The 18,868-nt window shown below is 27.7% G+C and carries 24 protein-coding genes; 10 read left to right on the forward strand and 14 right to left on the reverse strand.

Annotated features, from left to right (window positions below; all coding sequences use genetic code 11):
- Window positions 1-253 precede the first annotated feature (253 nt).
- Window positions 254-955, reverse strand: coding sequence for a metallophosphoesterase family protein (locus AC5LG6_RS05230; RefSeq protein WP_498585884.1), 702 nt, complete (start codon window positions 953-955; stop codon window positions 254-256).
- Between the two features lie 443 nt (window positions 956-1,398).
- On the opposite strand from AC5LG6_RS05230, the gene AC5LG6_RS05235 reads away from it, so the two are divergent.
- The 5 genes from AC5LG6_RS05235 to AC5LG6_RS05255 all read left to right on the forward strand — a co-directional run bounded on the left by AC5LG6_RS05235 (window position 1,399) and on the right by AC5LG6_RS05255 (window position 4,033).
- On the forward strand, window positions 1,399-1,617 hold the full coding sequence (locus AC5LG6_RS05235; protein ID WP_066220302.1) for a cold-shock protein: 219 nt from the start codon (window positions 1,399-1,401) through the stop codon (window positions 1,615-1,617).
- 59 nt (window positions 1,618-1,676) lie between these two features.
- Entirely contained in the window at window positions 1,677-1,817 is a 141-nt protein-coding gene (locus tag AC5LG6_RS05240) for a hypothetical protein (RefSeq protein WP_164071290.1), read from the forward strand.
- Between the two features lie 151 nt (window positions 1,818-1,968).
- Window positions 1,969-2,553: an ATP-binding cassette domain-containing protein gene (locus tag AC5LG6_RS05245; protein WP_120987421.1), complete on the forward strand. Its 585-nt coding sequence runs from the start codon at window positions 1,969-1,971 to the stop codon at window positions 2,551-2,553.
- On the forward strand, window positions 2,543-3,478 hold the full coding sequence (gene hemH, locus AC5LG6_RS05250; RefSeq protein WP_498585885.1) for a ferrochelatase: 936 nt from the start codon (window positions 2,543-2,545) through the stop codon (window positions 3,476-3,478). The genes AC5LG6_RS05245 and hemH overlap by 11 nt, the downstream gene beginning before the upstream one ends.
- 63 nt (window positions 3,479-3,541) lie before the next feature.
- The gene (locus AC5LG6_RS05255) at window positions 3,542-4,033 is read left to right on the forward strand and encodes a hypothetical protein (protein ID WP_066402627.1); all 492 of its coding nucleotides are present in this window, start codon (window positions 3,542-3,544) and stop codon (window positions 4,031-4,033) included.
- Window positions 4,034-4,066: 33 nt separating this feature from the next.
- Here the strand turns inward: AC5LG6_RS05255 and AC5LG6_RS05260 are convergent, their stop codons facing one another.
- Together AC5LG6_RS05260 and ahbA are read right to left on the reverse strand one after the other, a co-directional pair.
- Window positions 4,067-4,462 carry a hypothetical protein gene (locus tag AC5LG6_RS05260; RefSeq protein WP_066163860.1) on the reverse strand — a complete coding sequence of 132 codons (396 nt, stop codon included), beginning with the start codon at window positions 4,460-4,462 and terminating at the stop codon, window positions 4,067-4,069.
- Window positions 4,463-4,476: 14 nt separating this feature from the next.
- Window positions 4,477-5,499, reverse strand: a complete 1,023-nt coding sequence (gene ahbA / locus AC5LG6_RS05265; RefSeq protein ID WP_498585886.1) for a siroheme decarboxylase subunit alpha — start codon at window positions 5,497-5,499, stop codon at window positions 4,477-4,479.
- Between the two features lie 124 nt (window positions 5,500-5,623).
- On the opposite strand from ahbA, the gene AC5LG6_RS05270 reads away from it, so the two are divergent.
- Window positions 5,624-6,205, forward strand: coding sequence for a precorrin-2 dehydrogenase/sirohydrochlorin ferrochelatase family protein (locus tag AC5LG6_RS05270; RefSeq protein WP_066220317.1), 582 nt, complete (start codon window positions 5,624-5,626; stop codon window positions 6,203-6,205).
- Window positions 6,192-6,572 carry a hypothetical protein gene (locus tag AC5LG6_RS05275; protein ID WP_498585887.1) on the forward strand — a complete coding sequence of 127 codons (381 nt, stop codon included), beginning with the start codon at window positions 6,192-6,194 and terminating at the stop codon, window positions 6,570-6,572. Before AC5LG6_RS05270 ends, AC5LG6_RS05275 begins: the two co-directional genes overlap by 14 nt.
- Before the next feature lie 19 nt (window positions 6,573-6,591).
- Here AC5LG6_RS05275 and cobA read toward each other — a convergent pair whose 3' ends face one another.
- The 11 genes from cobA to AC5LG6_RS05330 all read right to left on the reverse strand — a co-directional run bounded on the left by cobA (window position 6,592) and on the right by AC5LG6_RS05330 (window position 16,633).
- A complete protein-coding gene (cobA, locus tag AC5LG6_RS05280) occupies window positions 6,592-7,326 on the reverse strand; it encodes a uroporphyrinogen-III C-methyltransferase (RefSeq protein WP_066164914.1) in 735 nt (244 codons plus the stop codon).
- A 3-nt stretch (window positions 7,327-7,329) separates the two neighbouring features.
- On the reverse strand, window positions 7,330-8,415 hold the full coding sequence (locus AC5LG6_RS05285) for a cytochrome D1 domain-containing protein (RefSeq protein ID WP_498585888.1): 1,086 nt from the start codon (window positions 8,413-8,415) through the stop codon (window positions 7,330-7,332).
- Window positions 8,416-8,417: 2 nt separating this feature from the next.
- A complete protein-coding gene (locus AC5LG6_RS05290) occupies window positions 8,418-9,539 on the reverse strand; it encodes a radical SAM protein (protein WP_498585889.1) in 1,122 nt (373 codons plus the stop codon).
- A complete protein-coding gene (locus tag AC5LG6_RS05295; RefSeq protein ID WP_260969554.1) occupies window positions 9,539-9,847 on the reverse strand; it encodes a c-type cytochrome in 309 nt (102 codons plus the stop codon). Before AC5LG6_RS05295 ends, AC5LG6_RS05290 begins: the two co-directional genes overlap by 1 nt.
- A 24-nt stretch (window positions 9,848-9,871) precedes the next feature.
- A complete protein-coding gene (locus tag AC5LG6_RS05300) occupies window positions 9,872-10,672 on the reverse strand; it encodes a peptidylprolyl isomerase (protein ID WP_498585890.1) in 801 nt (266 codons plus the stop codon).
- Window positions 10,673-10,680: 8 nt separating this feature from the next.
- Window positions 10,681-12,261, reverse strand: a complete 1,581-nt coding sequence (locus AC5LG6_RS05305; protein ID WP_498585891.1) for a cytochrome D1 domain-containing protein — start codon at window positions 12,259-12,261, stop codon at window positions 10,681-10,683.
- A gap of 60 nt (window positions 12,262-12,321) precedes the next feature.
- Complete coding sequence (locus tag AC5LG6_RS05310; protein ID WP_141051908.1) at window positions 12,322-13,974, reverse strand: nitrite reductase; 1,653 nt, start codon at window positions 13,972-13,974, stop codon at window positions 12,322-12,324.
- Window positions 13,975-14,055: 81 nt separating this feature from the next.
- Window positions 14,056-14,217 (reverse strand): hypothetical protein, encoded by a 162-nt coding sequence (locus AC5LG6_RS05315; protein ID WP_164071313.1) that lies wholly within the window; start codon window positions 14,215-14,217, stop codon window positions 14,056-14,058.
- A 12-nt stretch (window positions 14,218-14,229) separates the two neighbouring features.
- Window positions 14,230-15,645, reverse strand: coding sequence for a cbb3-type cytochrome c oxidase subunit I (locus tag AC5LG6_RS05320; RefSeq protein ID WP_066153926.1), 1,416 nt, complete (start codon window positions 15,643-15,645; stop codon window positions 14,230-14,232).
- Window positions 15,635-16,282 (reverse strand): c-type cytochrome, encoded by a 648-nt coding sequence (locus tag AC5LG6_RS05325; RefSeq protein ID WP_498585892.1) that lies wholly within the window; start codon window positions 16,280-16,282, stop codon window positions 15,635-15,637. Before AC5LG6_RS05325 ends, AC5LG6_RS05320 begins: the two co-directional genes overlap by 11 nt.
- 21 nt (window positions 16,283-16,303) lie before the next feature.
- Complete coding sequence (locus AC5LG6_RS05330) at window positions 16,304-16,633, reverse strand: hypothetical protein (protein WP_066153920.1); 330 nt, start codon at window positions 16,631-16,633, stop codon at window positions 16,304-16,306.
- A 132-nt stretch (window positions 16,634-16,765) separates the two neighbouring features.
- Here AC5LG6_RS05330 and amrA point away from each other — a divergent pair, with 132 nt between their 5' ends.
- The 3 genes from amrA to AC5LG6_RS05345 are packed head-to-tail and all read left to right on the forward strand — an operon-like array spanning window position 16,766 to window position 18,849.
- Window positions 16,766-17,308: an AmmeMemoRadiSam system protein A gene (gene amrA / locus AC5LG6_RS05335; protein ID WP_498585893.1), complete on the forward strand. Its 543-nt coding sequence runs from the start codon at window positions 16,766-16,768 to the stop codon at window positions 17,306-17,308.
- Window positions 17,305-18,090: an AmmeMemoRadiSam system protein B gene (gene amrB / locus AC5LG6_RS05340; RefSeq protein WP_498585894.1), complete on the forward strand. Its 786-nt coding sequence runs from the start codon at window positions 17,305-17,307 to the stop codon at window positions 18,088-18,090. Before amrA ends, amrB begins: the two co-directional genes overlap by 4 nt.
- Window positions 18,091-18,849 (forward strand): ElyC/SanA/YdcF family protein, encoded by a 759-nt coding sequence (locus AC5LG6_RS05345; protein ID WP_498585895.1) that lies wholly within the window; start codon window positions 18,091-18,093, stop codon window positions 18,847-18,849.
- Window positions 18,850-18,868 lie beyond the last annotated feature (19 nt).

Raw genomic sequence — 18,868 nt, forward strand, 5'->3', positions numbered from 1 at the left:
ACTGGCAATATTTTTTGAAGGAAGATTAGATAGTGAACTTAAAATTTAAGTTCTGGTGTGATAGGATTTCTCCTATCAGAATTACTTTGACACGAAATATTTAACGGTCTCGAAGTCAGGAAAATATTCAATTAAAATATGAAATAATACTTATTATTGCTACTTTTACAAAATTAATACATTATCTTAAATGATTTTATCATTTTATTATTTATTATAATTTATATGAATCTTTTTCATTTTAAGTAATCTTTTAATCTTCTATATTTTCTTGAATAAATAGCTTCATACTTGGAAATTCTAAAGCACAAAGTCTAGGATTTTGGATTTTTGATGGATTTTTTTTATAGCAACAACCTAAATCTATTCCACAGCTAAATTCATTCATTTTTGGCTCTTCAAAAATCGTATGTCCATAAACATTAAAAATCTCTTTTATATCTTTACTTGATTTTCGACTCCACAAAATGTGAGATTCAAAAATATCTTTATCAATAATATCAGAGCTATCTTTTAGTTCCCAAACATCTGATATAGTTGAGTGACTTACTACTAAATATCTATTATCTTTTGTTTTATAATCTTGATATTCTATATACAAAGGTAAAGAGTTTAAAAAATCATAATGTTTATAATATTCCTCTTTTTTATTGTTATAAGAAGTTAATGTTTCATCTCCACCACAACTATATAACCAGTGTTTTGACTCATCATTAAAATAAAGCTCTTCTTTTGTTGGTCCATACTCTAAAAGCATCTCTTCATGATTACCTTTTACACAATCATATTTATTTTCCATAACAAACTTAACAACATCATATGAGTTTTTTCCTCTATCAACTAAATCACCTACAAAAACAATTTTAGAGTTTTGTTTATTTGGAAATTGCTCAATCAAAGCTAAAAGTGATTTGTAACAACCGTGAACATCACTTACAATATATATGTTTTTCATTCTAAGTTCCACTTGTGTAGCATAGCAAATTTTTTAAATATTATATTTATCTATTTTTAGTTCTATTTTAAAACAGAGTAATTTTACAAAAAGAGATAGTTGAAAATCTCCATATCTAGTTATTTTACATTTTTTATATATGTTTGTAATAAATAAAAAATATTCAGTTGTTACTGATTAGTTTGTATTTAAACTAAAATATTTAAATTATCTTGCCAAACTATTATAAAAAAACATAATCATACCGTAAATAATAAAGTTTGCATTTATCTATTTTTTCAGATAGAATCTTTTCGTTAAAGATGATTAGAGTTTTACGACATCTTTAGTTTGCTTTTATTGATACTTACAAAGTTAATACGAACATCTATTAAAAATATAACTCCTCATTATATAAACATCACATACTTCAATAAGAAGTAAATTAAACTTAAGGAATTGCAATGGCAACTCAAAATATTGGAACAGTAAAATGGTTCAACACAGAAAAAGGTTTTGGATTTATCCAAATAGAAAATGGAAATGATGAGTTTTTTGTTCATCATAGTGAAGTTAACTCTTCAGGTTATGGACGAGTTAATTTAATAGAAGGTCAAAAGGTGTCTTTTGAAATTGGTAGAAACGAAAAAGGTCCTCAAGCAAAAAACGTTTCTTCTATCTAGTCAAATATGGTTTATTTATAAACCATATTAAGACAATATAAATATTACAAAGGAGAAAAATGTCAATAACAAATATTAGTATAAAAATAAAACAGTTAGTACTTTTAAGACTTATAAATAATGGTGAAAGCCTAATAGATGCAAGTTCGAAGTCTGGTTTATGTATTAAAATTGCAAAAGAATATCTTCAAAATAAATAAATTTTAGTTTTAAATAGTTTTAAAGTTTCACTTAAGATCCTTTAACTCTTTTAAAAATATCTTATCTTCTCAAATATATTTCTCTAGTTTTTCAAATTAGCCATTCTATTTATTGTATAATGTTTCAAAATTAAAAAATAGAGGTTTTAATTTGGTATTAGAGATAAAAAAACTAACATTTGGATACAAAAAAAATAACTTTATATTTGAAAATTTTGATTTAGAACTTAAAAAGGGTGAATTAAAAACAATTTTTGGAAAGAGTGGAAGTGGTAAAACCACACTTTTTGAACTTATTTTAGGAAATTTAAAACAAAAAAGTGGAGAGATAAAAAAAAGTAAAACAGCTATGATTTTTCAAGATCCTTTTTCCTCTTTTCATCCAACATATACAATTTTTGAGCAGATAAAAGATGTAGTAAACAGAGATTTTAAAGATGAAGTTGATAATATTTTGTCTAAATTAAGCTTAGAAGAATCACTTTTACATAAAAAACCATATGAATTAAGTGGAGGGCAACTTCAAAGATGTTCTATTTTGAGGGCAATTTTATTAAAACCAGATTTGCTTTTAATAGATGAACCAACATCCGCACTAGATAATATAATTGCTTATGATACTATGAAATTAATTGTAAATCTTCTAAGTGATTGTGGAATTTTACTTGTAACTCACGATATAGATATGGCTTATTGGTGTAGTAATGAAATAATAAGGTTGGAAAATGGAAAATAAAAAAAGAGCTTTGATACTTTTAAATATGGGTGGAGCTAGAGATAAAAATGAGTTAAAAATGTTTTTAACAAATATGTTTAATGATGAAAATATTTTGACTATAAAAAGTTCATTTATAAGAAAAATAGTAGCTTCTTTGATTGTAAATAAAAGATTAAATGAAGCGTGGAAAAACTATGAGCTTATAGGAAATTGTTCTCCTATAAATCCTTTAACTGAAAAATTAGTAGAAAAATGTAATGAAAAAATTAAAAATTTTAAAACATATCAGGTTATGCGATATACTCCACCTTTTGCAAAAGATGTGATTGAAAATTTAAAAAAAGATGGTATAGAAGAAGTTTTACTTCTTCCTTTATATCCTCAATACTCTACAACAACTACAAAATCATCTTTAGAAGATTTTATTAAGTTTGCAAAAAATAGTTTTGAAATAAAATCTATATATGATTTTTATAGAAATGATAAATTTAATAGTTGTATTGTAGATGAAATCCAAAGAATTCAAGATGGAAAAGATGATTATAATCTAATATTCTCAGCCCATGGTTTACCTCAAAAAATTGTAGATAATGGTGATCCTTATGAAAAACAGATGATTGAGCATGTTGAGATTTTAAGTCAAAAATTAAAAGATAAAAATATAAACTTCAAATCAATAAATCTTGCATATCAATCAAAAGTTGGTCCTTTGAAGTGGCTTGAACCATCTCTTGAAGATATGTTAAAAAATTTTAAAGATCAAAAAGTTATTATTTATCCACTATCTTTCATAGTTGATAACTCTGAAACTACTTTTGAACTGGATATTGAATATAGACATATTTCACAAGATTTAGGAATATTAGATTATAAAGTTTGTAAATGTGTAAATTATAATGATAATTTTATAGATGCCATAAAAGATATAATAGATAAAAATTAATTTTTTTATGTTTTTTTTGGATACTATTCGCAAAAAATTTTGTGAGTGTTCAAAAGGTCGAAGATGGATGAAAAAGAGAAAAAGAGTTTTATAGAGAGAGTTTTTTTTAAAGTAAATAGTATAGATAAAGTTTTAGAAAGTAGAGTAGATACTATACTTTTAAGAGTTATAAATATGCTTAAATATATTTTTATTGTAATAATGATTATATATTTAGCAGTTTGTTTGTTGAGTTTAGGATATAAATTAATAGCTTTTACTATAGAGCAAGGAGCTTTGAATTTCTCTTCTATTAAGACTATATTAACAGATGGTCTTTTTACTTTGATTGTAATTGCAATTGTAAAAACTCTTTTTATTAAAAATGGTTTTGATTACTCTTTGACATTTTTGGAAATAGCTTTTGTTGTTATAATTAGAAAGCTTATTTTACTTGAGACAATACCTAGTGAAACTAGTTTACTTGTAGCTTTGGGAATAACGTCCTCTATCTTTTTTATTCTAATAATTTATATTCATAATCTAAAAAGAAAGTGGCAAAAAGAGGCTAGTTAAAATACCATTTTAATAAAATAAGCAATTTGTTGCTTATTTTATATACTCTTTTTTCATATTTTCAAGCATTTTTACACATCTTGCGCTATGAAAATTTTTAAAATATTCAGGATTTGAAAATATATTATCTTTTAAATTCCAACCTAATTTATCATTTATCATAATTGATTTTGAAACTTCTCTTTTTGTTCTATTTTCACAAAGAACTGTTTCACCTTTTAAAAACTCACTTTCAACTTCAGCCATTCTTGAAGTTGTAACTTTAAAATGAGCAAAAATTGCAATAATTAGAAATATTAAAACAGGTGGAAAAACTTTTTTAAAGCTATTTGGTGGAGAAAATTTTCTTGTGGTTACAATAGCTGTTACTATAAGAAAAAATATAGCTATAAAAATATAGGCAATTTCAAGTTCAAAAAAAAGTTTCATTTTATACTCCATTTTTAATTATTATTCTCTTTTTCCCAGTTTTCAAACTCATCACTAAAGTAAATAATTCTTACTTTTTTAAACTCTTTACTTGAGTATAGTGCCATTTTGTCTCTATATTCAATTTTATTTGCTATATCTTCTATTGTTTTTTGAGTATCATCTTCGGTTTTACCATGAATCATTGTAAAAAGATTGTATTTCCAGTTTGGATATTGAGGTCTTAAATAACAGTGACTTACCGCACTAAAAGATGCTGCTATTTCTCCTATATTTTGAGAATTTTTTTCATCAATATCCCAAACAACCATAGCATTTGCACTAAAACCAGCTTTTCTATGATTTAAAATTGAGGCAAATCTTCGCATAACACCAGAGTTTATAAATTCTTGAACAGTTGTAAAAAGTTCATCATAGCTAATATTTAGTTCATCAACTATAAATTTAAAAGGCTCACTTTTAAACTCTATATCTTGTTGTAAAAGTTTGATAAATTTGTAGTGAGACTCTGATAAATCAAGATTTGTAAAACTTTTTTGAATTAATTTCTCTTGTTTTTCCTCTTTATTTGTAGTATCAAGTTTTACTGAAATTTTAAATAATTTTAAAGTTGGAAGTATTATATAATTTTTTGCATTTGTTTTTTTAGCTAAAATCTCAATACTTTTTTCTAGTCCCAAATTAGAATTTGGAGCTATAGCAATAGTGAACCAAATATTAAAAGAGTGATTTCTTTCATAGTTATGAGAGATTCCAGGATGAGAGTTTAAAATTTTTACAGCATTTGGTATATCTTTCTCTTCAATTTCAAATGCTACTAAAGATGATTTATACCCCAGCTTTTTTGTATCAAAAATAGCAGATGTTTGTCTTATAATACCATCTCTTTTTGCTTCATTTAAAATTTCTAAAACTCTCTCTTCTGTTGTATGAAGTTCATTTGCAATATTAAGAAAAGGTTTTTTTGCAAGTGGAAAATTTTTTTGGATTCTAAGTAGAACTTCATTTTTTAGTTCTAGTTGGGGAATTTGTGTCATATTTTTCTCTCCTATTTTAAATTAAAAAAATTTTAACTTAATAATAATTTTTATAGATTGACTTAAATTAAGATAGAATAGCATAAGCTTTGATAGAATAAAATATATAAAAAAAGGATTTTTAGTGGCATATTTTCCAGCTTTTTTAAAATTTGATGATAAAACTATTTTGATAGTTGGTGGTGGTAATATAGCTTTAGAAAAGTTAGAACATCTTTTGAATTTTTCTTCAAATATTACTTTGATTTCAAAAAATTTTAGTGAAAAAATAGATGATTTAATAGATAAACATAGTCTTAAGATTTTTCAAAAAGAGTATGAAAAAGGTGATGCTAAAGGTTATGATATAGTTATTGTTGCTGTAGATGATTTTGTTCTACAAGAGGATATCTATTTTGAGACAAGAGAGTATAAGATTCTTTGTAACTGTGTAGATTTACAGCAGTATTGTGATTTTATTTTCCCTTCATATATTAAAAGAGGGGATTTAACTGTTGCAATTTCTACAAGTGGAAGCTCTCCTGCATTTGCAAAAAATTTTAAAACATTTCTTTCTAATTTAATTCCAGAAGGAGTTGAAGATTTTTTAAAAGAGTTAAAAGAGTTGAGAAGCACAATTCCAAAAGGAAAAGAGAGAATGCGATATTTTGACAATAAAGTAAAAGATTATATAAATTCATGGGAGAAAAAAAGTGGACAAAAATAAGAAAAATATTTTATTAATATTATTAGTTGCTATATTTTTTGTAGTTGGTTTTATTGGCTTTAAAAATTCCTTACCTGAAAATAAAAACGAAAGAGTTTATGGTATTTTGCAAGAGTATCTTCCATATACAATAGAGAAAAGAACAGGCGGATTAGCAATAGTATATAAAGATGGAAGAGAAAAAGAGAAACCAAAAAACTCTCAGATTTTTCATATAACTGATAAACTTGATAAAGAGTGGGGGAAAGATAACTTAATACTAGATGGAAATATTTTAATAGTTTTAAATAAAGATAAACAAGAGCTAAAAAGAGTAGATTTAAACAGTCAAGAGTTAGTTTGGGTTAAAGAGTTTTTTGGAATTTAAAATTGAAAAGTAGGGTTTCCTACTCTTCAAACCACTTTAACTCTTCTCTTAATTTTACAACTTCTCCAACAACGATTATCGCAGGAGTTGGAATCTCTTTGGCTTTATCTGCAATATCTTCAAGTGTTCCAACAATTACTTTTTGCTCATTTGTTGTACCTTTTGATATAACAGCACAAGGAGTTGTAGATGGTTTCCCAATTTTGATTAGTTTTTTTGATATTAATTTTATATTATGAATTCCCATTAGGAAGACTATTGTTTCATCTGCAATAAAACTATCCCAATTTATTTGAGTATCTTTTTTATTTGGTGCTTCATGACCGGTTACTACTCTAAAAGAGCAAGTAATTCCTCTATGAGTTACAGGAATTCCTGCGTATGCAGGAACGCTAATGCTTGAAGTAATACCTGGAATTATTTCAAACTTAACTCCACGCTCTTTTAAATAAAGAGCTTCTTCTCCACCTCTACCAAATACAAAAGGGTCACCACCTTTTAGTCTTACTACAAGATCGTATTTAAGAGAAGCTTGATATATTATCTCATTTATCTCATCTTGTGGTATTAAATGTTTTCCAAACTCTTTACCTACAAATATAAATTCTGTTCCATCTTTTGCCATCTCTAATATCTCAGGATTCGCAAGTTTATCATATATGATCACATCTGCCTCTTTTATAACTCTTGCTGCTTTTAAAGTCATAAGCTCAATATCTCCAGGTCCTGCACCAGTTAAATATACTTTTTTCATACTCTATCTCTCCTCAAAAATAAATATACCAGAAGGTTTTTTAATATCATTTATAGTTTTAATATTTTTCCAAGTAATTGTGTCTAAAACCTCTATTTTATTACTATCATTTACACTTACATATAGTTCATTTTTATCATTTGACCATCTTACATGTAATACTTTACCATCAAATTTATACTCTTTTATAACTTTAAAAGTTTTTGTATCAAGAATTTGTAAATATGGAAAATCTTCTCCAGAAAAAGTTACTGCTAAAAAATCTTTATTTGGGCTAAGACTTGTGAAAACAGGCATTCCTTTTATATCTATTGATTTTAGGAATTTAAATTTTTTATCATAAACAAAAACTTTATTATCTCCAACTGCTGGTATAAAAATCTCATCTTTACTCAAACTCCAAAAACCAAAATGAGGTACTTTTAAAACTTGTTGTTTTTTTTCATCTAAAAAAACATCTATTTTTTTATACTCCATTTTCTCTAAATCAACAACTCCAAAAAAAGCAGAGTTAAAAAAGCCCATTATATAACTTTGTTCTTGAAGCATAGCATCAAAAGGCATTTCACCTGCATTTTTAAACTCTTTGTGTAAAACAAAATTTGGCTCTTTTTTTCCTTCATTTAAATCTTTATAAACAGATATTATGTCACTATCCATTTGAGAAAAAATCATATAGTTTTTATATAGTTTTATCCCTACATTTCGTGAGTTTGTAACTATTTTTTTTAGAGGTTTTAAATCTTTTGTTAAAACATCAACACTTTTATCATCATAGTTTGCAACAGCTACAAAGTATTCTGAGATTTCAAATCCTATTGCACTTTTACTAGTTTTGTATTCAGCTTCTATAATCTCTTTTTTTGGGTCAAACTTTATAACATATCCATCTCTTGAAATTGCATAAGCTTCATCTTTATAAAACTTCACAACTCCGTGATTCATATTTCTAAAGTTCTCCATTCTATTTTTGAATTTATCATTTTCAATAACAGCTATGCTAGAACTCTCTCTTTCAACTACAAATATTTTTTCACTAGCAAATAAACTACTAGCTACTATTAGACTTAAAGCTATTTTTTTTAACATTTTTACCCCTTTATCTCTTCTAAAGTCAAATAACAAGATGGATCTTCATCCCATAAATCACCACTTATTGCATAAGCTCTACTTCTTGAACCACCATTACAAATATCTATATATTTGCATGAGCTACATTTCCCTTTTATATTTCGTGGAAACTCTCTTAGCTTTTTTAGTAATTCATTATTATCATCTAACCAAATTTTATCAAAATCTTTTTCTAAATAGTTTCCAATAGTCATAGGAAAAAATGGGTCTGGTTTTACAAAACCATTCCAATCCATATTTCCAAGTCTTTTTCCAGCACTATTTCCACCCCAAGATTTTAATCTATTTTTTAAAGAGTTCACAAAATCTGGATATTTTTTTTCAAACTCTTTTAAAAGTATTATGGCATCCATCTCCATATTTCCTGTAACAATATCTATATCTTTTCCATTTTCATAATACTCAAATGCCTTATTTATCATAAAATTTACATACTCTCTTCTTTTTTCTTTACTTATGTCAATCTCAAGATTCTCTTTTCCACGACCTGAATATACAAGATGAGAGATATATATTTTGTTCACATTTAACTCTTCAGCAAGGGTAAAAATATCATAAAAGCTACTTTCAGTCTCTTTTGTAATCGTAAATCTAATACCAGCATTTCCACCTTTTTTTTGAATAGTTTTTATAGCCTCAATACTTTTAGCATACGAGCCTTTTTGTCCTCTAAAATAGTCGTGAACTTCTCCTATTCCATCTATTGAAATACCTATATAGTTAAAAGTATCTATAATTTTTTGTGCATTTTTTTCGTTTATATATGTACCATTTGTTGAAAGATAAGTCATAATTTTATTATCTTTCATACATTGTGCAATTTCGAAAATATCTTTTCTTAAAAGTGGCTCACCTCCACTAAAGATTACAAAATTAATATTAGCATTTTTGAGTTTTGGAATAGTTTTTAAAATATCTTCTAATGATAAACTCTCTTTCTCATTTGCACTAGCTTTGCTATAGCAGTGGTGACAGAGTAAATTACAACGATTTGTCATATTCCAAATTATAATACTTCCATCTAAACTTCTACTTTTTTGCTCTTGTAGAGTTGATTTTATAAGGTTTGATAATCTAAACATTATTTATCCTTGAAGCTTAGAATAAAGTTTGTTAAATCTTGAAGCTCTTTAGCATTTAGTTGTGGAAATGCAGGCATTGCAGTTCTTTTATATCCTAAAGATTGATAGTTACTTTTTGGATTTACAATATGTGCAATAATTTGTCCACTATCTCTTTGGTTTGCAATTTGATTAAAAGATGGTCCAAAAGCCATTGAAGTTTCATGATGGCAACCCCAACAATACTTTTTAAAAAGTTTCTCTCCATCATTTTGTGAAGCTTGTAGATTTATACAAAATAGTAAAACCAATATAAAAAAATATCTCACAATAAACCCCTTTTTTATGCAAATTTATTTAATTATAATCTTTGCATCTTTTTTTATATTTTTAATTCTCTCATCAATTACAGATTGAAATTTATCCATTCTTATTTGATTTTCAATATTACTATAAACTTGGTCTAATTTAATTGTTAAAGGTTCTTGAATTTCATCTAAAAATATGATATGGTAACCAAACATCGATTTTACAGGCTCTTTTGTAAATTCTTTAGGTTTTAATTTCAAAGTTGCATCCCAAAACTCATCTATCATATCACCTTTTGAAAACCAACCTAACTCCCCACCACTCTGTCTTGAACCATCAATAGAGTTTTTACTAGCTAGTTCTACAAATGTAAGCTCTCTGTTTTTTGATTTTTCAAGCTCTTTTATAATATCTGAAGCTGTTTTAATATTTTCAACTAAAATATGTCTAGCTTTTAATTTTTTATCTTGTTGAAATTCATATAAATGTGAGTTATAGTAGTTTTCAACTTCATTTTTTGATATTTCTATCTTTGAAAACTCATTTTTCATAAAAAATTCTATCAATAAAGAGTTCTTAAAATCTTCTATAGTATTTTTAAACTCTTCTGTTTTATCAAGGTTCTCTTTTTGTGCCTCTTGAATTAAAAGAGTTTTTTCTATTGTTTGATGAAGAGTTAGATTTTTTGCTTTATTGTCTAGTTTATTATAATCCATATTTTGATCTGTTGATTTTAAAAAGTTGTTTACATCTTCAACTTTTATCTCTTGATTATTTACTGTTGCTAAAGTTTGAGCATTTAAACTTATAGCTAAAAATATTGAGGCTGTTATAAATTTTTTCATATTTTTCCTTATTTAATAGTTTTTTTAAAATCTTCAAAACTTTTATTTTCATAATAATTAAAGTTTGAACTGTCACAAGGTAACTTTGAGTTACAGTTTTGTTTAAAAATATCTATTCCAAAAAGCCTTGGATAGAACTCTCTATTTTTATTTATAAAGTTATATTTTCCAACAGGTACATTTGCATCATAACTTGCTAGTTCTTTAAAACTATTTGTATCAATTACAATTATCTCACCATTTTTTTCATAAATACTCAAATATGCATATTTTCCATCTCCACTATACTCTGTGTGAATATATTTTTTTCCCTCTCTTGGAGTTATTGTTTTTAAACTATAATCGTCTTTATCTATTAAAACTAATTTATCACTTCCATTGTCAGCCCATAAATATGGTGTATTTGGATGTGTTTTTACAAAAAAACCATCTCCTTTAATATCTACTTCTTTTACAAATTCCCAATCATACATTTTCCAAATAGTTATGTAAGATTTTTTTATATGGGGAGTTGCAAAATAGAAATTTCCATCTTTATACCAATATGTTGCAGAAAAAAGATGTGGCATACCTTTCATTTCATGTTCAAAAACTACACTATTATCTTTTAAGCTATAAACTCTTAAAACATCTCCTCCTCTTGCAGTTCCTATTAAAAAATCATCAAAAGGATCTATAAAAAAGTCCTCTATAGGTTCTTTAATATCTATATATTTTATTTCATTTGTTTTTGTATCTAATCTTCCAATTAATGGCTTATCTCTAAAAGTAAAAATAGCCTCATCTTTACTATATAGTTCATATAAAGCAGATATTTTCCCATCTATTTTTAAAATATCTTTTGCTTCCATAGTTTTTGGATTCATCACAACTAACTGTTCTGGCAAAAGACATGTTGCAAATAAGTTTTGCTCATCACGACTTAAAGAGATATTTCTTAGATTTATACAAGCTCTTATTTTATTCATCCTTTGACCAGTTTCAAGTGAATAATTTTGTATCCAACCATCTCTTGTTGGAACATAAATAGTTTTTGCATCCATAGTAAATTTTATTCCACCGTGAATATTATTTAGTGGGAATTTACTCAAAACTCTTCTATCTTCCATAATCCAAGTTTTGTTTCCATCTCTTTCAACTACTGGTAAAATTTGCTCTTTATCTTTTATATTTAAGGGATTTATAGGGTCTTTAAATGAAGTGATAGATTTATTTATATCATTTAAATCCCAAGAAAAGACTCCATCAATAGGAGATTTTATGTATCTTGCTATTTGATGTAATTCGTATAGAGATAAAAAATCATATTTGGGCATTAAAGTTTGTGGAAAACCATCTTTTATTTTTGAAGCTAAATCTTTTTCATCATACTTTTTTAGATTATTTGGAAGAAGTGGTGGACCATCTATTCCAACTCTTTTTTCATGATGACAAGAGGCACAATATTGATTATACAACTCTTTTCCTATCTCTTTTTTAGGTAATGCTTCAGCCATATGTGCTGTAGCTCCATCGATTTGTGCAAAAACATTGCTTAAAAAAAAGATTGTAAAAATTGATACTTTTGATATGTTTGATAAGAATTTCATAAGATCCCCCAAAGAAAATAGATATAAAAATATCAAGCCCTAAGGCTTGATACTCTTTTTTTAATAAACATCTTTCATAGTGTTTGTAACATTAAACTTACCAGTAGGTGTTTTAAGTCTAGGGTCTTCAATCGCTTTTTTCAGTTCTAATGTTTTTGCATCATAAACTAAAATAGCAGTTGCAACCTCTTTATTACCCCAAATACTAGTCCAAACCTCAGTACCATCAGCATTGAATTCAAAGTGAACTGGTCCTCTTGACTCAATTGTTTTATCTCCAACTTTTACAGAAGGAAGATATTTTTCAGGTATTTGTATAGTTTTTACAACTTCAAGTTTATTTTTATCAATTACATAAAATGATGTTTGTATCTTTCTATCAGGATGAACAGGTCTATCAGCAAAGATATATGGTGAATTTGGATGTCCTTTTACAAACAAGTTTCCTCCACCTTCACCTGGTAGTTGAATTTTTTTAACAACTTTCCAAGCATTTTTTGGATGTTTTACAGGGTCTGTTCCAATAAATATTATATCATTTGAACCAATATGTCCAGATGCCCATAGAGGACCATAAGTTGGATGATCAACATTTGCACCACGTCCTGGATGTGGTTTATTTCCTTGAGATGGGATATTTGCAACTAATTTACCATCTTTTGTATCAATAACAGAGATAACATCTCTAGCATTTGCAGCTGTCATGAAATATCTTTTTGATAAATCCCAACCACCATCGTGTAAGAATCTCTCAGCTTCAACCATTGTAACTTTTGGATTTTTAACATTTGAGTAGTCATATAACCAAACTTGACCTGTCTCTTTAATGTTAACAATCCACTCTGGTTTATCATGAGATGCAATAATTGCAGCGACTCTAGCTTCTCTTAAATACTCATTTGTATCATAAGTATAACTTCCTGTTGAAACAATTTTTAATGGGTCAAGTGTATCTGCTTCTAAAGTAACAATTGATGGTGGCCAATAACAACCAACAACGGCATATTTATCAAGATAATCTTTATGTTTTGAAGTGTCAATTGCTCTAGCATCGTTACAAACTTGAATCTCTGCAACATTTTTAGGTTCTTTCATCCACATATCAATCATAGATGCTTTTCCATCTCTACCAATAACATACATATATCTTCCAGATGCACCTGTTCTTGTGATGTGTGTTGCAAATCCAGATGGAACAACAGATTTAATCTCCTTTGTTTTTCCATCAATAATAGCAATTTGTCCAACATCTCTTAAGATGATTGAGAAATAATCTTTCCAGTTTTCAGCACCAACTTCAGGTTTTGTTGGTCTATCTTTTACAGGAACTAAAACTTTATGAGATTTTTTCATATCAGCAATAGATTTTTCAGGTGGAGTTTGAGCCTCTACTTGAATATATTTTGCCATTAATTCAGTTTGAGCAGCTGTTAATTCACCAGATTTTCCCCAATCTGGCATTCCTCCAGGTGTACCTTCATGAATTATTGTTTTTAGATACTCAGTACCTCTAGTTTTCATCTCTTTTGCTTCAAGTGTAGGACCTAAAGCTCCTTTTCTTAGCATTCCATGACAACCAGCACATCTATCAAAATATACTTGATTGGCATCTTTCATCTGCTCTTCAGTTAATTTTATCTCTTCAGCCATAGAAACAGTTGTTAAACCCAAGCTAGCAATTGCTACCATACTTAAAACTTTTGTTAATTTCATCTTTTTCTCCCTTTTAATAAAATAGATATACAACCAAACAATAGTTTAGTAAGTTTTATAGTGCTTTACCACTATAAAACTTTACTTGCCTTTATTTTCACTCTCTAATCTTTTCTTCTCTTGTTTGTATATAAAATACATTGGAAGAACTATTGCTCCATGTAAAAATAGTGTCAAAGTCATAGGACCTTGATTTAACCATCCAAAAAAACTTGGAACAATATCTGTAAATTCTGTAAACATAATTACCTCCTTTTATGATTCTTGATTTATTTTTGCATTTTTTATTGTTAGTAAATCAATTACTAAAAATAAGAAACCTACAAATGTAACAAGACCCATAACTAATCTCCAACCCATAGCCTGTTTAAACCAAACACTGCTTTGACCAATAAAATATGCTTCCCAAGTCGCACCAAACTGCGCTCTTTCAATCATAACTTGACCATATCCAGCGATAGTTAAAGCTACTGTCATTCCAACAACCCCAATAGTTATTAAAGCAAATCCCCATTTTGTAAGACTTGTCATCTTTAACTCTTTTTTAGTACCTTGAACTCCCATATAAAACATTGCAATCATTGCCATTGCAAATGCTCCAAAGAAAGCTAAGTGACCGTGAGCTGATGTAAATTGTGTACCGTGAGTGTAAATATTCATTTGTGGTAATGTGTGGAAAAATCCCCAAATACCAGCACCTAAAAAGTTACCAAAGGCACTTGCACAAAACCATAAAAAAGCTGGAGTATTATTCATTTGAGCTTTTCCATGGATACCTTTTTGTAATCCTTGCTCTTTCCCCCAGTCATACATTACATGCACAAACATTGCAACTAAAGGTACAGGTTCAAGTGCAGAGAAAAGTGCTCCAATTTCCCACCAATATTCAGGTGTTCCAATCCAGAAATAGTGGTGACCGATTCCCAAAATTCCAGAACCAAATAGCATTGCTACTTCAATCCATAACCACATTTCAACAATTTGTCTATTTGCACCAATTATTTTAATCAATGCCCAACCAATAACAGAGGCAACAAATACTTCCCAAGTAGCTTCAACCCAAAGGTGAATAACCCACCACCACCAGTATTGATCAATAGAGATATTATTTGTATAAAACATTCCAGCTAAATATAATCCAGCAAGAGCAAGTAAGTCAGCCATTAAAACTGTAATAATTCCTGTTCTTTCACCTTTTATTGCAGTTAAATAAACATTTGCTAAAAAGATTAAAACAACAACAACTATACCAATATCAGCCCATCTAGGAGCTTCAATATACTCTCTTCCTTCGTGAATTAGCCAAATAGACAGCTCATTTGCAGGTCCTACTTGTACTAAAATATATACCAATACTACAACTGTAACAGCTAAAGTTAGTACATAAAATCCAAGTTTTCCCAAACCAATTCCAACAGTCTCTATTTTTGTCTCATCAGGAAGTAAATAGTAAACAGAACCAATCATTGCATATAAAAGCCAAACAACTAAAGCATTTATGTGTACCATTCTAGCAACATTGAAATCCAATAGTTCAAATAAAAATCCACTATATACAAACTGAGTCCCAGCAATTAGACCAAATAGTATTTGTGCACCAAAAAGTATTGCTGCAACTGTAAAATACATTTTTCCTAACTGTTTAGATTGAGATTTCATATTATCTACCATGAATTCCTCCTTCGATTTTCCCAAAGTTTCTAGGGAAACCATTTGTATCTATTGATGACATATGTTTTAAAAATGCCACTAAACCTTTTGCTTCATCTGCTGTGATACCAAGATTTGGCATCATTCTCTCATTTGATGGATTATCAGATGGATGTTGTAAAAATTCAGCTATAGCCTCTTCTTTTGAAGCTTTTCCCATTCTAAGCATATATGAATCCCACATAGGATCAAGCCAAGCTTTAGTTAAATCAGGAGCATAGTATGCACCATTTCCAAGTAAAGTATGACAATTCATACAGTTTTTAGTTTGAGAAGCTAATTTACCCAAATTTAATAAAGCCAGAGCTTCTTCCTCGCTGTAATCATCTCTTCCAAAGAATTTCTCTTTTTCTCCAATTACAGGTACTTCGTGACCTCTTTTTTCGCTAAACTCATAAGAAACTTTATAGTTTATAACAGTTGGAGATGGAACTCTTTTTGTTATCCCACTACTAAGATCCTCTTGCGAACCCATTTTAATTTGACTCATACTGTCAAAAGTTAGCCAAATTAGTAACATGGCAGCTACACCAGTAACCCAAGCAGCTGATCTTTGCCAAAAACGATTATCTGTCCATACAGACACTTTTTTAGACATTGCTACTTTCCCCCTTTTTTATTAATTTTCATACTCTTCTTCTGCTTTGCTGTTCAAATAGTAATAAAGATGAGGTAAAGTAAGATAAGCTATCATAGTGATAAATAAAACTTTCCCAACAAAATCTCCTACTTGAAGTCTTGTAGCCATAAAATACATACAGTAAGCTTGAAGTATCCAAAAAAGATATGCAAAAGGCATATAAAACTTTTTTAAATAACCCATTTTTACTAAAGTATAAATACCCACAAACAAAGCACCAAAAACAAGTACTAAAGACGATGATAAAAATATAGGTAAAAAATCATCCAAGGCAATTTCAGGTCTATTCCTAACTACTTCACCTAACATTTTCTACTCCTATTACTTCAAATATTTTTATCTAAATGCATTATATATGAGAAAAAATATTGCTCTATTGATTATAATCAATCATATTTATACTAAAATTGTAATTGTTTTATAAAACAATTGGAGATTACAATGAATAAAGATATATTAATAAATATAGCAAAAAAATCAATAGAGAGAAAATTTAATAATAAAATAAATATTGATAAAAAAGAGTTATTAAAAAATAATAACTTTTTAAATGAAAAGAGGGCAAGCTTTGTAACTCTTACTTTAAATAAAGAGTTAAGAGGTTGTATAGGAAGTTTAGAAGCAAATAGAACTTTATTTGATGATTTAGTAAATAATGCATATATGGCAGCTTTTGAGGATCCAAGATTTTTAGAGTTAAGTTTTGAAGAGTTTAAGAAAATAGAGATTGAAATATCCATTTTAACACCTCCTATTATAGTAGAGTACAAAGATTTTGAAGATTTAAAATCAAAAATAAGACCATATGTAGATGGCGTTATTATTGAGCAAGATGGAAAAAGAAGTACTTTTTTGCCACAAGTTTGGGATATGTTACCAAATTTTGATGATTTTTTTGCTCATTTATGCTATAAAGGTGGATTTGAAGTAGATGATAATTTTAAACCAAAAGTATATAAATATGAGGTAGAGAAAATAAAATGAGTGTAAGAAAATCTGTTGTAAGTGGTTGTTTTTATCCAGATAATAAAAAAGAGCTATTGGATTATTTTGAAAAATTTAATAAAACCAAAGATGATAAAAATAGTTTTAAAAATATAAATGCAATTATTGTTCCTCATGCTGGATATATTTATAGTGGATTTACAGCAAATAAAGCTTATAAAATAGCTAGTTTAAATAATTATAAAAGAGTTGTTGTAGTAGGACCGTCTCATAAATTTTGGTTTAGTGGAGCTAGTCTCTGTTTTTATAACGAATATGAAACTCTTTTTGGAAATTTAAAAATAGATTTAGAATATTCAAAAGATTTACTAAACAAATTTGACTTTCTAAGTTTTCAAGATGAGTGTAGCTTTGAACACTCAACAGAAGTTCAAGCTCCTTTTATAAAATACTATTTTGGGAATATTGATTTTGTTGAGATTGTTTATGGAGATATTGATTATTTTAGTTTAGAAAAAGTGTTTGATTATATTTTAAAATCAAAAGATACACTTTTGGTTGTAAGTAGTGATTTAAGCCATTTTTATTCACAACAAGATGCTATGAAACTAGATTTAATTTGTTTAAATGCAATAACAAATAAAGATTTAAAAGCTTTTGAAAATTGTGAGGCTTGTGGTAAAGTTGGATTAGAAGCTATTATTGAATATTCAATTAAAAATAATCTTCAAACAAAACTTTTGCATTATTGCACAAGTGCTGATATTTCAAATGATAAAACACGAGTTGTTGGATATACATCAGCAATAATAGGAGAATAGATGTTTTTGTTAAAAAAAATTATCGCAGCTTTTTTAATGCCTGTACCAATTGGACTTTTCTTATTGCTTTTGGCTTTAGTTTTTTTACTAAAAAACTCTTATAAAAAAGCAAAAATATTTTTATTTTTGAGTTTTTTGTGGTTTGCATTAATATCAAATCAAACTATATCAAATATGATAATTTCTCCACTTGAAAATGCTCATCAATCTTTAAAAGATACACCAAAAGATATAGAGTATATTTTAGTTTTGGGAAATGGACATAAAACAAATGAAAATTTTGCTATTACATCTGAGTTAAATACTACAGCTATAAATAGATTAATAGAAGGTATAAGACATTATAAAAATTTAAAAAATAATGAATCAAATGCAAAACTTATAGTTAGTGGATATAGTTTTGATGACCCAAACTCTCATGCTCAAATGCAAAAAAGATTGGCTATATCTTTAGGTGTTAGTGAAGCGGATATTATTACACTTGATACTCCAAAAGATACAAAAGAAGAGGCAATAGAGAGTAAAAAAATAGTAGATGGAAAAAAACTAATTCTTGTAACAACTGCAAGCCATATGAAAAGAGCATCAATGTTATTTAAAAAAGAGGGTTTAGATATTATAGAAAGTCCAACAAATCATAAATACTTTACAAGCACATATCCATCATCATATTTTAGTGGAACAAATATAAAAAAAGTTGAGTTAGCATTTCATGAGTATTTAGGTCTTTTATATTCGTATTTAAGAGGAGAAATTTAGTTTTTTAATATTGTATGAT

It is taken from the genome of Arcobacter thermotolerans (assembly GCF_983172305.1).